This is a genomic window from Cucumibacter marinus DSM 18995 (genome assembly GCF_000429865.1).
Taxonomy (GTDB): domain Bacteria; phylum Pseudomonadota; class Alphaproteobacteria; order Rhizobiales; family Devosiaceae; genus Cucumibacter; species Cucumibacter marinus.
Window position 1 is genome coordinate 1 of sequence record NZ_AUCR01000018.1, and the last position, 19,272, is coordinate 19,272.

The 19,272-nt window shown below is 62.8% G+C and carries 22 protein-coding genes, 1 tRNA gene and 1 pseudogene; 2 read left to right on the forward strand and 22 right to left on the reverse strand.

Annotation, left to right across the window (positions count from 1 at the left end; genetic code table 11):
* Window positions 1-406, forward strand: a pseudogene (locus G489_RS22680) (methyl-accepting chemotaxis protein); the annotation flags it as partial.
* A gap of 66 nt (window positions 407-472) precedes the next feature.
* Here the strand turns inward: G489_RS22680 and G489_RS0110400 are convergent.
* The 19 genes from G489_RS0110400 to G489_RS20060 all read right to left on the reverse strand — a co-directional run bounded on the left by G489_RS0110400 (window position 473) and on the right by G489_RS20060 (window position 15,876).
* On the reverse strand, window positions 473-1,162 hold the full coding sequence (locus G489_RS0110400; protein ID WP_029041499.1) for an aspartate/glutamate racemase family protein: 690 nt from the start codon (window positions 1,160-1,162) through the stop codon (window positions 473-475).
* Entirely contained in the window at window positions 1,159-1,617 is a 459-nt protein-coding gene (locus tag G489_RS0110405) for a GNAT family N-acetyltransferase (protein ID WP_035872405.1), read from the reverse strand. Before G489_RS0110405 ends, G489_RS0110400 begins: the two co-directional genes overlap by 4 nt.
* The gene (locus G489_RS0110410; protein ID WP_029041501.1) at window positions 1,610-2,122 is read right to left on the reverse strand and encodes an RNA pyrophosphohydrolase; all 513 of its coding nucleotides are present in this window, start codon (window positions 2,120-2,122) and stop codon (window positions 1,610-1,612) included. The genes G489_RS0110405 and G489_RS0110410 overlap by 8 nt, the downstream gene beginning before the upstream one ends.
* 39 nt (window positions 2,123-2,161) lie before the next feature.
* Window positions 2,162-3,430 carry a divergent polysaccharide deacetylase family protein gene (locus G489_RS20045; protein ID WP_051332526.1) on the reverse strand — a complete coding sequence of 423 codons (1,269 nt, stop codon included), beginning with the start codon at window positions 3,428-3,430 and terminating at the stop codon, window positions 2,162-2,164.
* Window positions 3,431-3,515: 85 nt separating this feature from the next.
* A complete protein-coding gene (locus G489_RS20050; RefSeq protein WP_081691521.1) occupies window positions 3,516-4,871 on the reverse strand; it encodes a S41 family peptidase in 1,356 nt (451 codons plus the stop codon).
* A gap of 8 nt (window positions 4,872-4,879) precedes the next feature.
* The gene (locus tag G489_RS0110425; protein WP_162142425.1) at window positions 4,880-6,256 is read right to left on the reverse strand and encodes a murein hydrolase activator EnvC family protein; all 1,377 of its coding nucleotides are present in this window, start codon (window positions 6,254-6,256) and stop codon (window positions 4,880-4,882) included.
* A 106-nt stretch (window positions 6,257-6,362) separates the two neighbouring features.
* Window positions 6,363-6,842, reverse strand: coding sequence for a 23S rRNA (pseudouridine(1915)-N(3))-methyltransferase RlmH (gene rlmH, locus G489_RS0110430; RefSeq protein ID WP_029041503.1), 480 nt, complete (start codon window positions 6,840-6,842; stop codon window positions 6,363-6,365).
* A gap of 15 nt (window positions 6,843-6,857) precedes the next feature.
* Window positions 6,858-7,286 (reverse strand): ribosome silencing factor, encoded by a 429-nt coding sequence (rsfS, locus tag G489_RS22245; RefSeq protein ID WP_155889364.1) that lies wholly within the window; start codon window positions 7,284-7,286, stop codon window positions 6,858-6,860.
* Window positions 7,283-7,579, reverse strand: a complete 297-nt coding sequence (locus tag G489_RS22415; protein ID WP_029041505.1) for a hypothetical protein — start codon at window positions 7,577-7,579, stop codon at window positions 7,283-7,285. The genes rsfS and G489_RS22415 overlap by 4 nt, the downstream gene beginning before the upstream one ends.
* On the reverse strand, window positions 7,576-8,217 hold the full coding sequence (locus G489_RS0110445) for a nicotinate-nucleotide adenylyltransferase (RefSeq protein ID WP_281173311.1): 642 nt from the start codon (window positions 8,215-8,217) through the stop codon (window positions 7,576-7,578). Before G489_RS0110445 ends, G489_RS22415 begins: the two co-directional genes overlap by 4 nt.
* Entirely contained in the window at window positions 8,214-9,503 is a 1,290-nt protein-coding gene (locus tag G489_RS0110450; protein WP_029041507.1) for a glutamate-5-semialdehyde dehydrogenase, read from the reverse strand. Before G489_RS0110450 ends, G489_RS0110445 begins: the two co-directional genes overlap by 4 nt.
* 2 nt (window positions 9,504-9,505) lie before the next feature.
* Entirely contained in the window at window positions 9,506-10,657 is a 1,152-nt protein-coding gene (proB, locus tag G489_RS0110455) for a glutamate 5-kinase (RefSeq protein ID WP_051332527.1), read from the reverse strand.
* Window positions 10,645-11,688, reverse strand: coding sequence for a GTPase ObgE (obgE, locus tag G489_RS0110460; protein ID WP_029041509.1), 1,044 nt, complete (start codon window positions 11,686-11,688; stop codon window positions 10,645-10,647). Before obgE ends, proB begins: the two co-directional genes overlap by 13 nt.
* Window positions 11,685-12,221 carry a GNAT family N-acetyltransferase gene (locus tag G489_RS0110465; protein ID WP_029041510.1) on the reverse strand — a complete coding sequence of 179 codons (537 nt, stop codon included), beginning with the start codon at window positions 12,219-12,221 and terminating at the stop codon, window positions 11,685-11,687. Before G489_RS0110465 ends, obgE begins: the two co-directional genes overlap by 4 nt.
* Window positions 12,214-12,774, reverse strand: coding sequence for a GNAT family N-acetyltransferase (locus G489_RS20055; RefSeq protein ID WP_051332528.1), 561 nt, complete (start codon window positions 12,772-12,774; stop codon window positions 12,214-12,216). The genes G489_RS0110465 and G489_RS20055 overlap by 8 nt, the downstream gene beginning before the upstream one ends.
* A 124-nt stretch (window positions 12,775-12,898) precedes the next feature.
* Window positions 12,899-13,165 carry a 50S ribosomal protein L27 gene (gene rpmA, locus G489_RS0110475; RefSeq protein WP_029041511.1) on the reverse strand — a complete coding sequence of 89 codons (267 nt, stop codon included), beginning with the start codon at window positions 13,163-13,165 and terminating at the stop codon, window positions 12,899-12,901.
* Between the two features lie 15 nt (window positions 13,166-13,180).
* On the reverse strand, window positions 13,181-13,894 hold the full coding sequence (locus G489_RS0110480) for a 50S ribosomal protein L21 (RefSeq protein ID WP_029041512.1): 714 nt from the start codon (window positions 13,892-13,894) through the stop codon (window positions 13,181-13,183).
* A 267-nt stretch (window positions 13,895-14,161) separates the two neighbouring features.
* Entirely contained in the window at window positions 14,162-14,971 is an 810-nt protein-coding gene (locus G489_RS0110490; protein ID WP_035872420.1) for an MBL fold metallo-hydrolase, read from the reverse strand.
* Between the two features lie 119 nt (window positions 14,972-15,090).
* On the reverse strand, window positions 15,091-15,876 hold the full coding sequence (locus G489_RS20060; RefSeq protein ID WP_081691518.1) for an intradiol ring-cleavage dioxygenase: 786 nt from the start codon (window positions 15,874-15,876) through the stop codon (window positions 15,091-15,093).
* A gap of 238 nt (window positions 15,877-16,114) precedes the next feature.
* Between G489_RS20060 and G489_RS0110500 the strand changes: the two genes are divergently transcribed.
* A tRNA-Ser gene (locus tag G489_RS0110500) sits at window positions 16,115-16,204 on the forward strand.
* 435 nt (window positions 16,205-16,639) lie between these two features.
* Here G489_RS0110500 and G489_RS0110505 read toward each other — a convergent pair.
* The 3 genes from G489_RS0110505 to G489_RS21845 are packed head-to-tail and all read right to left on the reverse strand — an operon-like array spanning window position 16,640 to window position 19,178.
* On the reverse strand, window positions 16,640-18,340 hold the full coding sequence (locus tag G489_RS0110505; RefSeq protein ID WP_029041514.1) for a recombinase family protein: 1,701 nt from the start codon (window positions 18,338-18,340) through the stop codon (window positions 16,640-16,642).
* Window positions 18,337-18,741, reverse strand: coding sequence for a DUF2924 domain-containing protein (locus G489_RS0110510; RefSeq protein ID WP_035872408.1), 405 nt, complete (start codon window positions 18,739-18,741; stop codon window positions 18,337-18,339). Before G489_RS0110510 ends, G489_RS0110505 begins: the two co-directional genes overlap by 4 nt.
* A complete protein-coding gene (locus G489_RS21845) occupies window positions 18,738-19,178 on the reverse strand; it encodes a DUF3489 domain-containing protein (RefSeq protein ID WP_081691519.1) in 441 nt (146 codons plus the stop codon). Before G489_RS21845 ends, G489_RS0110510 begins: the two co-directional genes overlap by 4 nt.
* Window positions 19,179-19,272 lie beyond the last annotated feature (94 nt).

Sequence of the window (19,272 nt, forward strand, 5' to 3'; positions counted from 1 at the left end):
GGCTGCGGAGAGCCTGTCCTCGATGCTGGAGGCAGCGCGGTCGAACACGGAGCGGATGATCTCGATCGCACGCAAGAGCCAGGAGCAGGCGGCCTCGATCGAAGAGGTCAACCAGGCCGTCAGGCAGATGGACGAGATGACCCAGCACAATGCTGCGCTTGTCGAGGAGACCAACGCCGCCATCGAGCAGACGGAAGCGCAAGCAACAGAGCTCGATCAGATCGTGGCGATCTTCCAGATCGACGATCAGGGTGCGGGCAGTGGCGTCAGGGTCGATGGGGGAGACAAGTCCTCCTCCGAGAAGGGGCGCGGGATCAAGGCGCTTCAGGAGAAGGTCAAAACGGCCGCCTCGACCTATCTCAGCCACGGCAATGCCGCCATCGACAAGGACTGGGAAGAGTTCTGACCGGCCGGCGGTCGAAAGGCTGCAATAAACGGATTTGAGAAGGGCGGCTTTGGCCGCCCTTTTTTGTCAGTCGGCAAGGGCCGCATCGGCGAGAGCCGCGGCGTGCAGTTCCGTGGTGTCGAAAACCGGCAAGGGGCTGTCATCGTCAGTGATCAGCATACCGATCTCCGTGCAGCCGAGAATGACCGCCTCGGCACCCATCATCTGCATGCGTTCGATGGCGCTGACATAAACGGCGCGGGATTCGTCGCGCACGACGCCCTTGCACAATTCCTCGTAGATGATGCCGTTGAGATTGGTGTGATCGACACCCGGGGGAAAGGTCTCGACGCCGAGCTCGGCCATGCGCTCGATATAGAAGGGCATCTCCATGGTGAAGCGTGTACCCAGCAGCCCGACGCGTTGATAACCATCTGCCAGAAGCGCCTTGGCGGTGGGGTCGGCGATGTGGATGAAGGGCACGGAAATCGCGGCTTCGATGGCCGGTGCCAGCTTGTGCATGGTGTTGGTGGCGAGCCCGATCAGATCGCAACCGGCAGCCTCCAGAAGGCTTGCGCTTTCGGCCAGCAGAGCGCCGGCTTCATCCCAGCGGCCCTCCTCCTGCATGGTGGCAACGGGCGCGAAATCGAGGGAATGAACAAGAATGTCGGCAGAATGCAGTCCACCCAGGCGGCCGGAGACCTGCTTGTTGATCGCCTCATAATAGTGCGCGGTCGATTCCCAGCTCATGCCGCCAATCAGGCCGATGCGTTTCATGAAAGCGGCTTTCTGAACATCACCAGACGTTCGGTTTCCTCGAACCCCCATGCGGCGTGGCTCGCGAGCGAGGTGAGATTGGAGATGATGGCGTCCGAGCCGAGCTCGGTGCGCCCCCGGGCCCGGGCCCAGTTCTCGGCCTCGGCCACCAGCGCCTGGCCGACGCCACGCCGGCGATAGTCGGGCAAGACGAAGATGCCTTCCACCCAGGCGGCGGGGGTGTCGGTCAGCCCGTCGCCATATTCGCGCAACGCCAGCTCCACAAAGCCGCAAAGTTCATCGCCGTCAAAGGCGCCATAAACGCCGAGTGTTTCGGTATCGGCGAGCAGGCCGTCCAGTTCACCGGTGAGTTCGGCCATGTCTTCCTCGGGCCAGAGCAAGACTCTCATGGCGCCCCAGGCCGGCTTGTCGGCGGGTTGCATCGAGCGGACGATGATCCCAGCATCCTCAGCCATCGGCCAACCCCTTGGCCAGGGGGGTGAACATGGCAACCATCTGCTCATAGGCGCCGCGTTTAAACGGCACGATCAGGTCCGGCATGGCGTCCAGTTCCTCCCATCGCCAGTCGTCGAATTCGGGGTGATGGTCGCCGCCAGGATTGTGAACGTCAATCTCGGCCTCATCGCCCTCGAACAGGAAGGCGAACCATTTCTGGGTCTGGCCACGGTACTTGCCTGACCAACGGCGTCCGCCGTCCATAGGAAAGTCATAGCTCACCCATTCGGGAGCTTCGGCCAGAAGACGAACAGATGAGACGTTGGTCTCTTCGAAGAGCTCGCGCCGGGCGGCCTCGAGCGGCTTTTCGCCCTTGTCGATCCCGCCCTGGGGTAATTGCCAGCGATAGGGCGCAGGTTCCTTCATCTTCCGGCGGCCGGCAAAGACACGGCCTTCAGTGTTGAACAGGCAGATCCCGACGCAGGGCCGGTATGACAGCGTTTCAGGATCGCGTTTCTTGCTCATCGGGAGACCTTTGCTTCCGGTTTGGCTGACGCCTTGAGATCAGGAAGCGCCGCCGGTGACAAGGGCGCTGACCGGCACCAGGGTGATGCCCCGGTCCTGAAGTCCTTCCGCCCATTCGGCGAGGGTGTTGATGGTGACCGGCAAGGCAGTGGCGAAGCCGATGGCGCTGCCATCGGCGCGGGCGCGGGCTTCGAGCTGGTCAAGTGCGTTGGTGATCGCTTCCTTCGACGGCTGGCGGTCGATGGCAATGTCGGCGCGGCCGAAGGGGATGTGGTTCTGCCGGGTCAGTTGCGGCGCCAGGGAGCGGTTGGAACTGCCATCATCGACATAGGAAAGTCCGCGCAGACCAACTTCCTCCATCACCGGACCGAAATCGACCGCCGAGGCGGTGAAGCGCGCGCCCATATAGTTCACAAGGCCTGTGTAGCCCGTGAACCGCGCCATCAGCCAGTGCAGCCGATCGAGATTGGCGCGGGCGGGCTGACCCGTCAGCAGCGTCTGGGGCCCGGGGTCGTTTTCGGGGTAATCGAAGGGCTCCATGGGGATCTGGAGCATGACTTCATGGCCGTCGAACCGGGCAGACTGGGCCGACTGGCTTACTGTTTTGGCATAAGGCGCGAAGGCGAGGGTGACGTCAGCCGGCAGGGTCTCGATGGCGCGGCGGGTTGAATCTTCGGCCAGGCCGAGACCAGTCACGACAATCGCCACGCGCGATCCGGCGGCAGCATCAGGAGGTGCCGGGCGGGCATAGACCTCGAACGGCTTGCGCCCGTCGGAGGCGACGCGGGGCACGGCTCCGTGCTGGCTTTCTTCGAGAAGATCCTTGTCGACGCCTTCGTCCTCCGCCTCATCAGGCAGATCGGACAGATCGATGACCTGGGCGCCTTCGGGGATTTCGATGCCCTCGATATTGGCAGGGCTTTCACCAGTCTCGCCTGGTCCGGCCGGTTGAGGCGCAGGTGGCTCGGCCAGGCGTTCGGCAAGATCGCTGGTGGGGGCGTTCTGGGCGATCTCGACAGTCCCGGTCGGACGTCCGCCATCAGGGTCATCGACCCAGAGCACCCAGAGCGTGGGGATGGCGAGCAGGGCAATTACAAGCCCGGTGGCGGCGGGCATCAAGGGGATGTGCGGCAGGGAAAACCGAGACAAACGGCCGGAGTTTTCGCCAGCCGTGGTTTCGCCGGGCCTGCCTTTGGGCGAGCCATTCTTTTTCGGTTTGCCGGCGCCATTCTTGCCGGCGCTATTCTTGCCGGCGCCGTTCTTGCCAGCGCCGTTCTTGCCCAGTGGTGCGTCGAGCTCGTCCGCCATCTCAGCCCGTGTGTTCGGCCTGCGCCTTCAGGCGGACGGGGCGGCGAATCGCCGGCCCCCGTCCGTTAATGTGCCCTATAGCACGTCAAAGGGCGTTTGGATCGGGCGGAAAGGCCGGATCCGTCGCCTCGCCATTGAGCAGGTCGAGCGCAAAATTGAGCTGGGTGTCGAGCGAGCGGTCCGAGGGGACATAGACCGAGGAGCCGGTGGTGGCTTCATCCTCGGTGCCGCCGCCGATCTGGCCCTCCAGCGCAGCTTCGCCCAGGATCTCATCACGCCCCTTGAAGATTTCGGGCACATCCTGGCGGATTTCGATATCGGGATGAATCCCGGCTGCCTGGATCGAGCGGCCCGACGGGGTGTAGTAGCGCGATGTGGTCAGACGCATGGCGCCGTTACCGCGACCGAGCCCGATCACGGACTGCACCGAGCCCTTGCCGAAGGAACGTGTCCCGACAACGGTGGCGCGGGCCTGATCCTGCAGCGCGCCGGCGACGATTTCAGAGGCCGATGCCGAGCCGCCATTCACCAGCACGATGAGCGGGATCTCCTTGAGCAGCTTGTCGAGGTCGTCTGGACGGGCGTCGAAGCGCTCATTCTCGGCAACCACGCGGCCGCGGGTCGACAGCACATTGCCCTGGTCCAGGAAGGCGTCAGCCACGAATACGGCCTGATCGACAAGCCCGCCGGGGTTGTTGCGCAGATCGAGGATAAGGCCCTTGAGCTTGTCGCCTTCCTGATCGACGATGTCGCGAACGGCCTTTTCGATGCCGGCATAGGCCTGTTCGGAGAACCGGCTCAACCGCATCACCCCGACATCGCGCTCAACGAAGTGGCGCACGACCCTCAGGGCGATGATGTCGCGGTCGAGGGTGAAGGTCAGCGGTTCGGTCTCGCCTTCGCGGATGACGGTCAATTCGATCGAGGAGCCGATCTCGCCGCGCATGCGCTCGACGGCCTCGTCAAGCGACAGTCCCAGTACCGGATCGCCATCGAGGGCAACGATGTAGTCATTGGCGAGCATGCCCGCATTGTCGGCCGGAGAATCGTCGATGGGGGCGACAACCTTGATCACGCCCTCTTCCATCGTGACCTCGATACCCAGCCCGCCAAAGGTGCCCTGGGTGTCCTGGCGCACATCCTCGTAATCGAGCGGATCGAGATAGCCCGAATGGGGGTCGAGCGAGGCGAGCATGCCCTTGATTGCAGCACGGATCAGTTCGCGCTCATTGGGGGGCTCGACATATTCCTCGCGAATGCGGTCGAAAATCTCGCCGAAAAGGTTGAGCTCGCGATAGACCTCGATATCGCTCAAAGGCGCGGTGTCGAGCGTTTCGGCACCGTCCGTGCCGGGCTGTTCCTGTGCCAATGCGGGGCCGGACAGGGCCGTTGCGGCCGACAGGGAAAGCGCAAGCAGGGTCGTGCGGAAGGCGAACGTCATCGTGTTGGTCATCCCTTGAGACTGGCTTGATCGGTCGGAGCCCACCAGGCGCCCGGATCAACCGGGTCGCCATTGTTGCGGAACTCAATATAAAGCGTCGGGCGCGACATGCCAGCGCTGGTCGCGACGGTTTGACCGAGCGTCCTCGTGCCCATGCGCCCTACGGGCTCTCCCATCAAGACGAACTGTCCGAGCGAAACCGAAATGCTTTCGAGCCCGGCAAGCAAGATGTTGTAATCATTCCCTGTATTGAGAATGACAATTTGGCCGTAATTAAGGTAGGGGCCGCGATAGACGACCCAGCCGTCAGCAGGTGCCACCACCTGCGCTTCGGCCCGGGTGACGATCGATGTGCCCTTGGCGGTGCCGCCAAAGCCATCATCGCCACCGAATTCCAGCACTTTCACCCCCGAGACAGGCTGGGTAAGGAAGCCCTGTGCCCGCGGAAACGGCACGGCTGGCTGGGTCCTGTCGGTCCGGGCAAAGGCTGTCAGAATCTCCGCGCGCTCGGGCGCAGGCGCGTCGAGGTCGGGCGCCGCAGCCGCATCAGCTGCCTCGAGGGCCGCGGAAACACTGCCGATCTGGTTTTCGAGATTGGCAATCAACCCGTTCAGCGACGAGGCGCGCGCGGCGAGACGCTCGGCCTCGGCCTGTTCGGCGGCCAGATCGGCTTCGGCGCGGGTTTCGCGCTGGCGCCGGGCTTCGATCAATGTGCCGATCCTCAGTTTTTCTTCGCTCAGCGTCTGCAGGTCCGCGCGCAAGGCTTCGACTTTGGCGGTGGCATCTGCCTTGACGGTCTCGAGTTCGGCCAGGTCAGCGGCGATGGCGTCGGCGCGCTCGCGCATCTGGGGAAGAACCGAAGACAGGAGCAAGGCGGCGCGGGCCGAGCCCATGGCGTCGGCGGGGTCGACGATCAGTGCCGGGGGAGGGGTGCGACCGAGCCGTTGAAGAGCGGCGAGCAATTCGGCGATCTCCGCCTTGCGGGCGTCGAGGCGGCGCAGGATGGAGGATTCCTCTGCTCTCAGGTCGAGAAGCGTACCTTCAGCGACTGAGACCTTGGCCTCGGCGGCGGTGACACGCTGGGCGGCGGCGATCAATTCGGCATTCAGGGCTGCCCGGTCGGCGGCGAATTTCTCGATCTGGGCCCTCAGTTCCTCGGCGCGCTGCTGGGAAATGGTGATCGAATTCCGGATACGCTCAAGTTCGGCCTCTGCCTCATCGGCGGTGGCCGGCGCGCTGCCGCGTATCTCGATCTGGGGTGCAATCGAATTGGGGTCGGCTGTGTCTGACGGAGCAGGTGCATCCTGAGCCCGTGCCGGACCGGACAATGCGGCCAGGCCAAGCCAGAGGGCGCACACCATCAAGCGAGCGGGCCGACGCCCCATTGAAGACACTCCACGCATCACAAAGCGAATCACACGGCAATTTAACCCACAATCCGGCGGTTTGCGGGCAAGATCGGGCTCAGTCCGGAATTTCCCGCTCCGGGGGTCAACTGCGGTGATAGGGATGGCCTGCCAGGATGGTGGTGACGCGGTAAAGCTGTTCGGCCAGCAGCACCCGAACGAGTTGGTGCGGCCATGTGAGGGCGGAAAGACCGAGCACAAGGTCAGCCGTTTCGCGCAGTCGGTGATCGAGGCCGTCCGGCCCGCCAATCACCACGCTCAGGTCATGGCCGGCATCGCGCCAGTCGCCGATCGTAGCTGACAGTTTTTCGCTCGAGATGGATTTGCCGCGCTCATCGAGCACGATCAGTTTGGCATGGCCGGACCGAGGGCGGGAAAGCGCTTCAGCCTCTTCAGCCTTGCGCTGTTCAGCGGATGACGCGCGCGATTCCGGGGATTCGGTGACATCGAAACCGGTGAGGCCGAGCGGCTTGCCACCGGCTTTGGCGCGGGCCAGGTAGCGCTCGACCAGTTCGGTCTCCGGGCCCTTCTTCATCCGGCCGATCGCGGCGATGGTCACGCGCATGCCGGAATACCGGAATCAGTGGGTTTCGGTCGCGGGCAGATCGGCGGCCCAGAGTTTTTCGATGTTGTAGAACTCGCGCACTTCCGGACGGAAGATATGCAGCACCACATCGCCGGCATCGACCAGCACCCAGTCGCAATTGGGCAGGCCCTCGACACGGGCGGTGCCGAAGCCATTGTCCTTGAGCGCACGGGTCACCTGATCGGCGACAGCGCCGACATGACGGTGCGAGCGGCCCGAGGTCACGACCATATAGTCGGACAGGCTCGACTTGCCGGTGATGTCGATGCTGATGGTGTCTTCGGCCTTGGCATCTTCAAGGCTTTGCAGAACCACGTCGATCATGGATTTGTCCGTGCTCTGGGACGAGGATTCAGCGGTTGCCGAACCGGGTTGCGAGTTGGTGGTCTTGTCCGCGCCGGAGCGCGTGGGAGACGAGTTCATGCCTTCAGGTCCCCGGCCGGTTGGCGAAGACCCGCAGCGATCATCAAATGATCCATGAGTGGGGTGAAGTCCTTTTCGCATGGGCGCCAAGGCCCGATTCGGGCAGCGTTGATGGCGTCATGATCACGATTTGCGAAGCGATTTCGCAGCGAAGTTGGTCCTTTCAATGCGGGGCGGCGCCGGTTGACCGGTGCCTGCCGCCGACAGAAAAGATAATGCGCCCTGGGGGCGTGCGATTCAAGGGGCGCGCTGGTCATGGTGTTGTTCGTGGCATTGGTCATGGCATTGGTCATGGCATGTCCGCATAGTCGGGACGCGTGGCGCGCAGCCGCGTCGAGGACAGGTCCGATTTAAGGCCGGTGAGGTACATCCAGGCGGGCGGTTCGGTCTCCGCCAGGATCGATGCATCGGTTTCGTCCATGCGGTAAGGCGCCAGAATATGGGCCGCGGGCGAAGACAATGCCGCCTGCTCGTGACCGGGACGTACATAGACCGCAATCGGCATCAGCCGGACGATATCGCGCCAACGTTCCCAATGGTGGAACTGCCCGAGATTGTCGGCGCCCATGATCCAGACAAATCGGCGGCCGGGGAGAGAGGCCCGCAAAAAGGCAAGCGTTTCATAGGTATAGCGGAAGCCATGGGCCGCTTCGAAGCCCGTTACCCGGACACGCGGATGATCGATGATCTGACGCGCCAAAGCGATCCGTTCGGCCAGCGGCTTGAGTACACTGTGGTCCTTGAGCGGGTTGCCAGGGGTCACGAGCCACCACACCGCATCAAGGCCAAGGCGCTTGAGGGCCTGGCGCGCGACAAGGCGATGGCCGTCATGAGGCGGGTTGAAGCTGCCGCCGAACAGGCCGATGCGCATGCCGCGCCCGGAGGGCGGCAGCGCCAGGTCTGCGTGGCTTGCGGTGTTGTCGATGCTCAAGGACGGGTCTGCCCTTGGCCATGCACCAGATATTTGAAGCTGGTGAGCTGGTTGACGCCGACCGGGCCACGGGCATGCATCTTGCCGGTGGCGATGCCGATCTCGGCGCCCATGCCGAACTCGCCGCCATCGGCGAACTGGGTCGAGGCGTTGTGCATGACGATCGCCGAATCGACACCGGCGAAGAACCTGGCGACCGGTTCGGGATCCTCGGCGATGATCGCCTCGGTGTGGTGGGAGCCGAACAGGCCGATATGCTTGATGGCTGTATCGACATCATCGACCAGCGCCATTGAGACGATCGCATCGAGATATTCGGTCGAAAAATCCTCTTTGGTTGCCGCTTTGGCCTCGGGAACCAGCGCACACACACCCTTGGTGCCACGGATCTCGCAGCCTGCCGAAGTCAGCTTCCGGGCGATGGCGGGAACCATGGTGTCGGCAACGTCCTTATGCACCAGAATGGTCTCGGCGGCACCGCAGATCGAGGTGCGGCGCATCTTGGCGTTGAAGGCCACCTCGACCGCCATCTCGGGATCGGCGGACTTGTCGACATAGACATGGCAGATGCCTTCAAGATGCGCGAAGACGGGTACGCGAGCTTCGGCTTGAACCCGGGCCACGAGCGATTTCCCGCCACGCGGCACGATGACGTCGATATTGCCGTCGAGACCCTTGAGCATTTCACCGACAGCGGCGCGGTCGGCAACCGGCACGAGCTGGATGGCGTCTGCGGGCAGGCCTGCGGCTTCGAGGCCCTTGACCAGGCAGGTGTGAATGGCACGCGACGAGTTGAGACTGTCCGAGCCGCCGCGCAGGATCGATGCATTGCCGGCCATCAGGCACAGGGCGCCGGCATCGGCCGTGACATTGGGCCGGCTTTCGAAAATTACCCCGACAACGCCTAGAGGAGTTGAAACCCGCTCGATCACAAGGCCATTGGGCCGGTCCCATTTGGCCAGGGTCGTGCCGACGGGATCAGGGAGTTCGGCGATGGCGCGCAGGGCGTCGGCGATGGCCGAAACGCGCGGTTCATCAAGGGTCAACCTGTCGATGAGGGCCGTGGTCATACCTGCGGCTCTGGCCGCTTCGATATCGGCCTCGTTGGCGGCCAGCACATCGGCGGTAGCGGCCTCGAGCGCCTCGGCAGCTTGTGTCAAAGCCTTGGCCTTGGCCTCTCCCGACGTCAGAGCCAGCACGCCGGCGGCAGCGCGGGCGCGGCGGCCGATATCGGCCATCAGCTCGGCGATGTCGGCAGTCTCAGCAGGGGCGGTGATGGCAGACATAGTTACTCCTTGCCGGCGGCAACCAGGACCAGATTGTCTCGATGGACCATCTCGGTTCGCGTCGCCCGGCCCAAAAGTTCGGCGATTTCGCCCGACTGACGGCCTGCAATCTTGCGAGCGTCAAGGTGATCGAAACCGGCGAGGCCGCGGGCCAGCTCCTCGCCGCCGGGGGCGAGAATAGCCACGGGATCGCCGCGTGAAAAGCTGCCCTCGACCCGGGTCACCCCGATGGGCAGAAGCGAGGAACCGCGCTTGAGCGCTTCCACCGCACCGGCATCCAGGGTGAGCCGGCCAGTCATCATCCCGGTCATGATCCAGCGCTTGCGGGCCGCGAGAGGATTGGCGCGCGGGGCGAAGAGCGTGTGCCGGCCACCACGGGCGATGGCGGCGACCGGGTGGGCCTCTGTGCCCCTGGCAATGATCATGGCGGTGCCGGCCTCGGTTGCCATCTTGCCGGCCTCGAGCTTGGTGCGCATGCCGCCGCGGCTCAGATGGGACTGCGCGCCGCCGGCCATGGCGTCGATCTCGGGGGTGATGCGCTCGATATGCGGGATATGGGTGGCGTCGGCGCTGGTGCCCGGCGGGGCGGTGTAGAGCCCGTCGACATCGGAAAGCAGGATAAGCGCTTCGGATTCGACCATGGTCGCGACACGGGCGCTCAGCCGGTCATTATCGCCATAACGGATTTCGCCCGTCGCAACCGTGTCGTTCTCATTGATGATCGGCACGGCGCCGATATCGAGCAAGGTGTTGATCGTGGTGCGGGCATTGAGGAAGGAACGCCGCTCCTCGGTGATGTTCGGGGTCAGCAGGATCTGGCCGGTGATGATGCCATGGGCCGTCAGGCTGTCTCGCCAGGCCTGGGAAAGGGCGATCTGGCCGACAGCCGCCGCGGCCTGGCTCTGGTCGAGGCTGAGGCTTTGGGCATCGAGCCCAAGAATGCGTCGGCCGAGCACGATGGCGCCGGAGGAAACGATCAGCACCTGCTTGCCGGCGGCTTTGAGCCCGGCGATGTCGTCGGCTAGGCTTTGCAGCCATTGAGTGCGCAATTGCCCGGTCGCATCGTCAACCAGCAGGGCGGACCCGACCTTGATGGTGATCCGATTGAAAGGCGCCAATATGCCGGTATCGCCAAGGGCGCCTACGGTGTCCATTTGACTTCTTTTTTGGCCCCGGATGACCGGCGCGCATTGTCCTTGGCCTCAGCCAGCGCAGCGGTCACCTCATAAAGCACGGTGTCGACATTGGTGCCGGCAACAGCCGAGATCACAAGCGGCTCTTCGTCGGAGACGGCTCTTAGTTCTTCGGCCTTGGCGGCGATCTCATCGTCGGTCAGGGCGTCGGCCTTGTTGAGGGCCAGGATTTCGGGCTTGGCATCGAGCCCGTGGCCATAAGCGGCAAGTTCGCCGCGAATGGTTTCATAGGCGCCAGCGACGTCCTCCTGCGTGGCGTCGACCAGGTGGATCAGCACCTTGGTGCGCTCGACATGGCCGAGGAAGCGGTCACCGATCCCTGCGCCTTCATGGGCGCCTTCAATCAGGCCGGGAATGTCTGCAAGCACGAAGTCCTTTTCGCCAATCTTCACGACCCCCAGATTGGGGTGAAGTGTCGTGAACGGGTAATCGGCGATCTTGGGCTTGGCGGCGGAGACCGCCGACAGGAAGGTCGATTTGCCTGCATTGGGAAGGCCGACCAGCCCGGCATCCGCGATCAGTTTGAGGCGGATCCAGATTGTCTTTTCCTCGCCCTCCTGGCCCGGGTTGGCGTGGCGCGGGGCCTGATTGGTCGATGTCTTGAAATGAGCGTTGCCAAAACCGCCATTGCCCCCGGCGAGCAGCCTTATGCGTTCGCCGGTCTCGGTCAGATCGGCGACCAGAGTCTCGTTGTCTTCCTCGAACACCTGGGTGCCGGCAGGTACGCGCAATGTGATGTCGGCCCCGTCCGAGCCGGTGCGGTTGCGGCCCGCGCCATGGGTGCCGGTGCCGGCCTTGTAGTGCTGCTGATAGCGATAATCGATCAGGGTGTTGAGCCCATCGACTGCCTCGATCCAGACATCGCCGCCGCGCCCGCCATTGCCCCCGTCGGGGCCGCCGAACTCGACATATTTCTCGCGGCGGAACGAGATGCAGCCGGCGCCGCCGGCGCCGGATTTGATGTAGACCTTGGCCTGATCGAGAAATTTCATTGAATTGCGGCCCTGAAGGCCTCCCGGGTCAGTTCGGTGTCGATATGCATCACGGTCTCGCCGCGGGCGAGGCAATGGATATCGGAGGTGCCGATGGTGACAAAGCCCAATTTGCGCTGCACCGCAAGAGAGGCCTCATTGAAATGAAACACGCCCGAACGCACCCGATCTGCACCGGAGGCGTCAAAATACCATCCCAGGGCCGCCTTGGCTGCCTCGGTGGCAAAGCCGTTTCCCCAGAATGGCTTGCCGATGTAATAGCCAATATCGGCGATTCCCGCCCAGCGCTCGTGAAACCCCACATTGCCGATCAGATCGCCGTCATGGGTTGCGATCATGAAAGCGGTTTCGCGCGGCGGCGGATTGAGAGGCATTGCCTCGAGCCAGGCTTCAGCGTCTTCGATGGCGTAAGGATGAGGAACACGGGCAAGATTGCCCGCGACCTCGAATTCTCCGAGCATCTCGGCGATCCGTGCGGCGTCGGCGGCCCTGGGGGCGCGCAAATGCAAGCGCACGGTTTGGATCTCAGCCATGGACCACGGCTTCCGAGAGGCTGGCGCGCTCATAAAGATTGAGAGGCACACCGTCGAAACGGCCGCCTTCGCCCTCGACCGTCTTGCCGAGCTCGAAGCCCATCTTTTCAAGCAGACCGATGGAGGCGGTGTTGTCCTGCCGTGTCCGGGCGATGATGGTCGGGCAGCGGCCCGTCGCATCGAGATAGGCGACAAGGGTCGACAATGCTTCGGCCGCAAAGCCCTGGCGCCAATAGGCCTCGCCCAGCCAATAGCCGATCTCGGGCGGTTGTTCGGGGCTGAACATCACCCCTACGACACCCATCAGCCGCTGATCGTCGCGGCGGGCGATGGCCCAGGCGCGTTCGCCGGGGCTGTCCGCGATGTCGGCAATGAATGCCTTGGCGTCTGCTGCCGTATAGGGGTGCGGCAGGCGCGACAGCATTTCGGCGATCTTTTTATTGTTCGCCAAGTTGACCATGGAAGGCACGTCCCGCTCGGTGAGCGAGCGCAACAGCACCCGGTCGGCGATCAGGGTCGCGGGGAGGATCTGGCGAAGGGTTGTCGTCATCATCGGGGTCGTTCCCAATAGCAAAAGGGGAGCCGGTTTCCCTCTCCCCTTAGCGTGTTCCTATGAAGGAACGATCCTTTTGTGATCCGCCGGGGTTTGGGGCCGGCGGGTCATCTGGCGTCCGCCGTTATTCCGCCGCTTGCGCTGGCATGACCGATACGAAGGTCTTGCCGCCCTTGCGGGTCGAAAATACCACTTCGCCCGCTACGAGAGCGTAAATGGTGTGGTCTTTGCCGAGGCCGACATTCTCGCCCGGATTCCACTTGGTTCCGCGCTGGCGAATGATGATGTTGCCCGGAATGACGACTTCGCCACCGAACTTCTTGACGCCGAGACGGCGACCGGCTGTATCGCGACCGTTGCGGGACGAACCGCCTGCCTTTTTATGAGCCATTGTGTCGCTCCTCGCTTACTTCTTGTCCGCAGACTTGTCTGCGGCAGCTTTCTTGTCAACTGCAGCCCGCGGCGCCTTGCCGTCGAGCAGATCCTTGGCCTGGGCAACCCAGTCCTCGCGTTCGATGCGGCCCTTGAAGCTCAGTTCGGCGTCAACGCGCTCGATGTCTTCAGCGGTGAATTCCGCGATCTGCTTGAGCGAAGTCACGCCTGCGGCGGCGAGCTTCTTTTCAAGCGCCGGGCCGACACCCGAGATCAGCTTGACGTCGTCCTTGACGCCGCCCTTGGCTTCGCCGGCGGCTTCAGCCTTGGGCTCGTCCTTTTTGGCGCTGGCCTTTGCAGAAGCTTTTGCTTCAGCAGGCTTTTCGTCAGCGGCTTTGGCCGGCTTCTTGGCTGCGGCCTTTTTCGGCTTGGCACCGCCGGTCAGGATTTCGGTGATGCGCACAACCGAGAGATCCTGGCGGTGGCCGGCCTTGCGGCGATAGTTCTGGCGGCGCTTCTTCTTGAAGACGATGATCTTCTTGCCACGGGTCTGTTCCACCAGCTCGGCGGCGACAACAGCGCCTTCAACGAGCGGGGTACCAAGGGTCGTGGCCGAGCCGTCATTGACGAGCAGGACGTTGTCGAACGTCACCGTCTCGCCGGGTTCGGCATCGAGCTTTTCAATTCTGAGAACGTCGTCAGCAGCAACCTTGTACTGCTTGCCGCCGGTCTTGATTACCGCGAACATTGTCTTTCCTTCCGCCGGACGATGTGTCCGGGCCTTGTTTCGCGTCCTGCGGCGCCGCGCCGGTTCGACCGGTTTGCGGACTTCGGGGCGTTTCACCTCAAGGGAAACGCGGGCCTCGAACTGCGGTTTCTCAATATAAAGACGGGCGCGCCCGGCAAGGCGCGCTCCGATCGCGGCGGGTTATGACGGCAAAGCCGGGTTAAGTCAAGTCAAAGCCCGACCGAAAACAAGTGGCAAAGCCCCGTTCCGGCGGGGCTCGGCACTTGCTTATGCGTACCAGTCGTAAAGCCGGACCTCGATATCCTTGCCGGCCTCGTCGACCATCTGCTTGAAGGCTTCAAGATTGGAGCCGCGATAGTGATAGGGATAGATCACCTTGGGTGCCATTTCGATCACGCCGTCAGCGGCCTGGCCGACATCCATGGTGAATGGCAGGTTCATCGGCACAAAGGCCAGGTCAATCCCGGTCTGGGCCCGGAATTCGGGTGTCGCTTCCGTATCGCCTGCGAGGTAGATGCGGGCGCCGCCAAGGGTAAAGACATACCCATTGTCGCGGCCCTGCGGGTGATAGTTGAGCCGGTCTTCAGTGATGTTGTAGGCGGGCACGGCATCAAAGCTGACGCCTGCCCCTTCGGCGCTTTCGCCGTTACCGATGGCGGTGGCGCGGGCTTTCAGGCTGTCGGGCAGCATGCCGTAAACGGCCGGGTTGGTGATCAGGGGAACGGAATCCCCGGCAAGTGCCGCAAGGGTGTCGGCATTGTAATGATCGCCATGCTCATGGGTGATGAGAATGAGGTTCGGTGGCGGTAGATCGGCATAGGCCCCCGGATCACCCACCGGATCGGCATAGATCACCGTATCGCCGGCCTTGAGCGCCAGGCTCGCATGATTGACCGGGAGAATGGTTACCCCGCCTTCGCCGGTTTCGATCATCTCGCTCATCATGTCTCCTCCCATCGCATCTTGTGCGAAGGCGCCGCGGGCGCCGAGTTGGGACAGACATAGCCCGCTAAGGCCGGCAGCGCCAAGGCCGAGCGCATGACGGCGGGTGAGGGTCTTTGCATTGTGGATGGTCATCATCGTCCTCCGGTTCGGATTCGAGTGGCCGGTGCCCCATGGGCACGTCGTCACCCTAGGACAATTGATGTGGAAGTGAGACAGCGCTCACCAAGCCGTGAAGCCCGGAAAACCGGGGTTTATCCTGCGACGCCGATCACAAGTGAGGCATCAAAGCCCATATCCATCTCGGCGATCTGCGCCAAAGCGGCGCTGCCGGCGCGCCGGGCAATGCCGTCATTGGCATTGAGGACAGTGGGGTTGGGGCGCTGATTGTAAGGTGCGCGGTTCCGATAGAGCGCGAGGCTTACGTCATCGGGAAAAAAGAGCTGACCGGTCAGGGCCTTTTGCTGCTCGAGATAGATCATGCAGTGGATGTGCGGCGTGCGGCCGGGATACCAGCCGGGATAGATGGTGTCGAAATGCACGACGCCGGTTTCATCGGAAAACTGGGTGCCGCGCAGAAACGTCTCGCCCTGTGTCGAGGTGCGGCGATCATCGCCCTGGCCGGGATAGTTCGAATAGAGCCCGCCAGCATCGCAATGCCAGATATCGGCGCGGGCTCCAACGATCGGACGGCACTGGTCATCGACAATCTGAAGCGCCAGATCCAGCCGCGCACCGGGCTTGCCCTCGGTGATGTCACGGCGTTCGAGACCCGGATCGAAATAATAGGGTCCTTCTGTGCTTGCGGGAGTGAGGACGCAGATATCGTCCTCTCCGATAAGCGATGAGGTGTCCTGTGCAAAGGCCGCGCGCGGCAGCATCAGGCCGGCGCCGACAGTCATGCCGAGGAGTTTGAGCGTCCGGCGGCGGGTGCTGTCCGGGCCGCTTTCGGCCTTGCGGCGTGTCGGGGGCCTGGAGCGGATGGGGGGCTTGGAGCGGGTGGGGGGCTTGGAGCGGGTGGGGAGCACGGATCTGTCCATTCTCTCTCGGTTTGGGTCGGGACGCTTTGATCACCGCAAAGCATCGACGCGCGGGCGGGCCTGTTCAACACAACTCTTGGTTAGGTTAGTGACGGATCGGCAAGGGTCCCGCCCGCCGATGCCGTTGAGGGCAGGTGCCCATCAAACCGGATTAGGCAGTTGCGGGGGCAATCGAGCTGTGCCATAAGCACCGCGATTTCGACCCGGCGCGCGGGCTATTCCGTGTGCCAAACCTTGCGGAGAGGTGCCGGAGTGGTCGAACGGGGCGGTCTCGAAAACCGTTGAGCGCGCGAGCGTTCCGAGGGTTCGAATCCCTCCCTCTCCGCCATCCACATCTGCTCATTCCCTGTTTGCACGGATATCCGGATTTGCGCCCCGTTTCCGGGGGCTTTGCCAGCCTGTGTGTTTGCTGAGACGTGTGTCGCGGCACGATCAGGGCTGGATTTGCGGGTTCGTCTCTGTGGGCCGTTTCCGAATGCACGGTGAGGGGATTTCCCTGCTAACAGGGAATTTAACAGGGATTTTTTGGCTTTTACGCTCGCCAGATCGGATGCCGAGGGTAATTAGCGTCGCAAAGCCAATGAGTTAGGCGCGGCTGCGGGTTGATATTGTTTGGAGTAACAGGGAATTTTCCCTGGTCAAACAGGGAAAGGAACAGGGAATCGATGATTGCCTGTTCAGGGGATGGTCGGGATGACCTCTGCGTCCGAGGGTATGTTAGCGCTTCATTGCTGGTGCAGGCGAGCGTGTTGGTGGGTGATGGTTAGCGGGTGCTCGGGTCGGGGTGACCATAGAGGTCCTGCTGTTCCTGCCAGGAGATTGGCACCTTGCCCTTGATGAAGTGGTCGAGCGTCAGGTGAGGGGGCTGGGTGCCCTCAAGGATCTGCTGCTGGAGGGGTGGGGAGAGAAAGGCGAGTTCGATCCGGGATCGAACATAGTCCTGGCCGCGCCCTTCTTGGGCAGAGATCTCGTGCATGGGTTTGCCGGCCTTGATCTGATCGAGCCAGTGATGGGCGCGGGCCAGGAGGTCAATGAGCTTCTTGTCCGGGAGGGTGGGTGTTGTGCCGGAGACGATCTTTGCCTCGATACCGCGCCGCTTGAGCTGGAAAGGTGTGGTGATGCTGAGCGTTTCCGGAACGATCAGGTGGGGATCGATTTTGAGTTGATGACCCACCTCATCTTGATTGAGAGCGATGACCATGGTGCCGGGAGCAAATTCGCATCGGGAGATCAGCCGGGATGCGAGAACGATCTTCTGGTCGGAAGAAAGGTCGGACAGCGCTTTTATCGATCTGTTCAGGATTGCACTGGTTGCGGTGTCGGGTTTGATCAGTAGCCGATGCGACAGGATCCGCTGTTCGACATGGGCCAGGACATGGTCGGCGATCTGGTGCTCGAGCTGAGCGGCGGGCAGGCGCCAGCCGGTTTGATCATCTGGCGTCCTGCGGGACTGGATCAATCGGTTCGAGACATAGTAGCGATGCCGCTTTCCCTTCCGTGTTGCATGGCTGGGCGTGAGCCTGTCCCCTGATTCATCGAATAGCTTTCCGGCAAGCGGAGAAGTCTCGCTCGGCGATTTGGCATTCGCAGAGGGGTTGCGCCGTGGCCTGGTGGCGCCGGTCTCAAGCTTGAGCTGAACCCTGTCCCAGAGATCCTGATCGATGATCGGCGCATGAAGGCCTACATGGCTTTCTGCCTTGTGCGGAATGCGACCGATATAGGTCGGGTTGCGCAAGAGGTAATAGAGCTGCCCGCGGCTGAAGGGTTTGCCCCCGCGAATCTTACCGGTGGCGTGAATGTGAAGCTTCGACCTCAAGCCTTCGCTGTTCGCTTGCTGCATTGTCAGATTGAGGCAGCCCAACGCGTCATATAGCGTGAACAGGCGGCGGACCGTTGTGGCTTCATTCTCGTTGATCACGAGTTGCCGCATCTGCGGGTCCGGGTGTCGATCATATCCAAGGGGAATGGTTCCTCCCATCCACATCCCCTTCTTCTTGGAGGCGGCGATCTTGTCCCGGATCCGCTCCGCGGTCACCTCACGCTCGAACTGGGCGAAGGAGAGGAGCACATTGAGCGTCAGCCGACCCATGGAGCTTGATGTGTTGAAGGCCTGGGTGACCGAGACGAAGGAGCACCCTGCGGTCTCGAAGCGTTCGACCAGCTTGGCGAAGTCGGCCAGCGACCGGGTGAGCCTGTCGATCTTGTAAACGACCACCATGTCGATGAGCCCGGCATCGATATCGGCCATCAGACGTTCGAGACCGGGACGCTCCAGTGTTCCCCCGGAGATGCCGCCATCATCATAGCGGTCTCTGACGAGTTTCCAGCCTTCGTGCTTCTGGCTCGCCACATAGGCGGCTGACGCCTCGTACTGAGCATCGAGTGAGTTGAAATCCTGGTCGAGCCCTTCCTCGGAGCTCTTGCGGGTATAGATCGCACATCGGATCTTCTGCCTGGTGCTCACGAGCGCAGCCCGAAAAAGCGGGGCCCGGACCAGTGGGCACCGGTGATGGCCCGGGCGACAGAAGACAGGGATCTATATCGCTTGCCCTGCCACATCACCCCGTCCTCGGTGATGTCAACGACATGGCTGACACCGTTCCACTCCCTGATGAGCCGGGCGCCTGGTTCAAGCTGACCGGCAGCCGAAGACTTAACCGGCTTGCCGGCCCGCACCGCTGCGAGTTGACGCTTCAGGGTTTTGCTAAGCCCACCATGGCGCTGTGCCTGCACCTCGAAGCCGATCATTAACTTCAGCATACGGTGGCTGATGCGATGGGGAGGGGATGTGTTGAACATCCCCTCCCAGACCTTAACCAGAGCCGGCCGGTCCATCGCCTCGATATCGGCGAGGTCCAGCTTCATTTAACCGCCTCGGGAGTGCGGACGATCGAGTAGACAGACACACCGTCGGCCCTGGTCCGGTAGACCTCGTAACCCTTCTTCTTCAACCCGGTCAGTGCCGCCCGGACCGAGTGGCTCTGCCAGCCCGTCACGCCACACAGCTTCTCGATGGTCGCTCCTTCCGGTGCAGACAGGGCGTCAACCAGCATGACGGCCTTCCTCTGCCGGGGTGCTCCTTTGGTCTCCGATGGCGCTCTGTCCGCAGCCGTCGGCGCCTTGGTTTGTGGCGAGTTCACCTGAACGGCCTTGACGCCATCGGTCTTGCCGCTTGGCTTGCTGGCGTCCGACGCCTTGCTGGCCTTCCCTTTGCTCCCGCTGTCAGCGCTGCCCGCCTTGAGGGTGCTCTTCTTGCTCGGTGTTCCCTTGTTCGACATCCGTCGCTCCTTGATCATCAGCATCCGGCACCATTGCCGGCCTGCTACTGACCAAGGCCCGGAACCAGAGCCGGGCGCTCACCCACCAATGCTTGCTTCGACAGGGAAGTCGAGGGGA

What these genes read in the sequence shown, in the direction of transcription:
- G489_RS0110405 (WP_035872405.1), bottom strand. Translation starts at nt 1,617, where the DNA reads ATGGCTGAGGATGCTGGGATCATCGTCCGCTCGATGCAACCCGCCGAC.
- G489_RS0110510 (WP_035872408.1), bottom strand. Translation starts at nt 18,741, where the DNA reads ATGAAGCTGGACCTCGCCGATATCGAGGCGATGGACCGGCCGGCTCTG.
- G489_RS20050 (WP_081691521.1), bottom strand. Translation starts at nt 4,871, where the DNA reads ATGACGTTCGCCTTCCGCACGACCCTGCTTGCGCTTTCCCTGTCGGCC.
- G489_RS22415 (WP_029041505.1), bottom strand. Translation starts at nt 7,579, where the DNA reads ATGACCAATGCCATGACCAATGCCACGAACAACACCATGACCAGCGCG.
- rpmA (WP_029041511.1), bottom strand. Translation starts at nt 13,165, where the DNA reads ATGGCTCATAAAAAGGCAGGCGGTTCGTCCCGCAACGGTCGCGATACA.
- G489_RS0110480 (WP_029041512.1), bottom strand. Translation starts at nt 13,894, where the DNA reads ATGTTCGCGGTAATCAAGACCGGCGGCAAGCAGTACAAGGTTGCTGCT.
- G489_RS0110465 (WP_029041510.1), bottom strand. Translation starts at nt 12,221, where the DNA reads ATGGCTGAGATCCAAACCGTGCGCTTGCATTTGCGCGCCCCCAGGGCC.
- G489_RS0110425 (WP_162142425.1), bottom strand. Translation starts at nt 6,256, where the DNA reads ATGGGGCGTCGGCCCGCTCGCTTGATGGTGTGCGCCCTCTGGCTTGGC.
- proB (WP_051332527.1), bottom strand. Translation starts at nt 10,657, where the DNA reads ATGGACACCGTAGGCGCCCTTGGCGATACCGGCATATTGGCGCCTTTC.
- G489_RS0110400 (WP_029041499.1), bottom strand. Translation starts at nt 1,162, where the DNA reads ATGAAACGCATCGGCCTGATTGGCGGCATGAGCTGGGAATCGACCGCG.
- obgE (WP_029041509.1), bottom strand. Translation starts at nt 11,688, where the DNA reads ATGAAATTTCTCGATCAGGCCAAGGTCTACATCAAATCCGGCGCCGGC.
- G489_RS0110490 (WP_035872420.1), bottom strand. Translation starts at nt 14,971, where the DNA reads ATGACCATCCACAATGCAAAGACCCTCACCCGCCGTCATGCGCTCGGC.
- rlmH (WP_029041503.1), bottom strand. Translation starts at nt 6,842, where the DNA reads ATGCGCGTGACCATCGCCGCGATCGGCCGGATGAAGAAGGGCCCGGAG.
- G489_RS20060 (WP_081691518.1), bottom strand. Translation starts at nt 15,876, where the DNA reads ATGGACAGATCCGTGCTCCCCACCCGCTCCAAGCCCCCCACCCGCTCC.
- G489_RS20045 (WP_051332526.1), bottom strand. Translation starts at nt 3,430, where the DNA reads ATGGCGGACGAGCTCGACGCACCACTGGGCAAGAACGGCGCTGGCAAG.
- rsfS (WP_155889364.1), bottom strand. Translation starts at nt 7,286, where the DNA reads ATGAACTCGTCTCCCACGCGCTCCGGCGCGGACAAGACCACCAACTCG.
- G489_RS0110410 (WP_029041501.1), bottom strand. Translation starts at nt 2,122, where the DNA reads ATGAGCAAGAAACGCGATCCTGAAACGCTGTCATACCGGCCCTGCGTC.
- G489_RS20055 (WP_051332528.1), bottom strand. Translation starts at nt 12,774, where the DNA reads ATGATGACGACAACCCTTCGCCAGATCCTCCCCGCGACCCTGATCGCC.
- G489_RS21845 (WP_081691519.1), bottom strand. Translation starts at nt 19,178, where the DNA reads ATGCTGATGATCAAGGAGCGACGGATGTCGAACAAGGGAACACCGAGC.
- G489_RS0110450 (WP_029041507.1), bottom strand. Translation starts at nt 9,503, where the DNA reads ATGTCTGCCATCACCGCCCCTGCTGAGACTGCCGACATCGCCGAGCTG.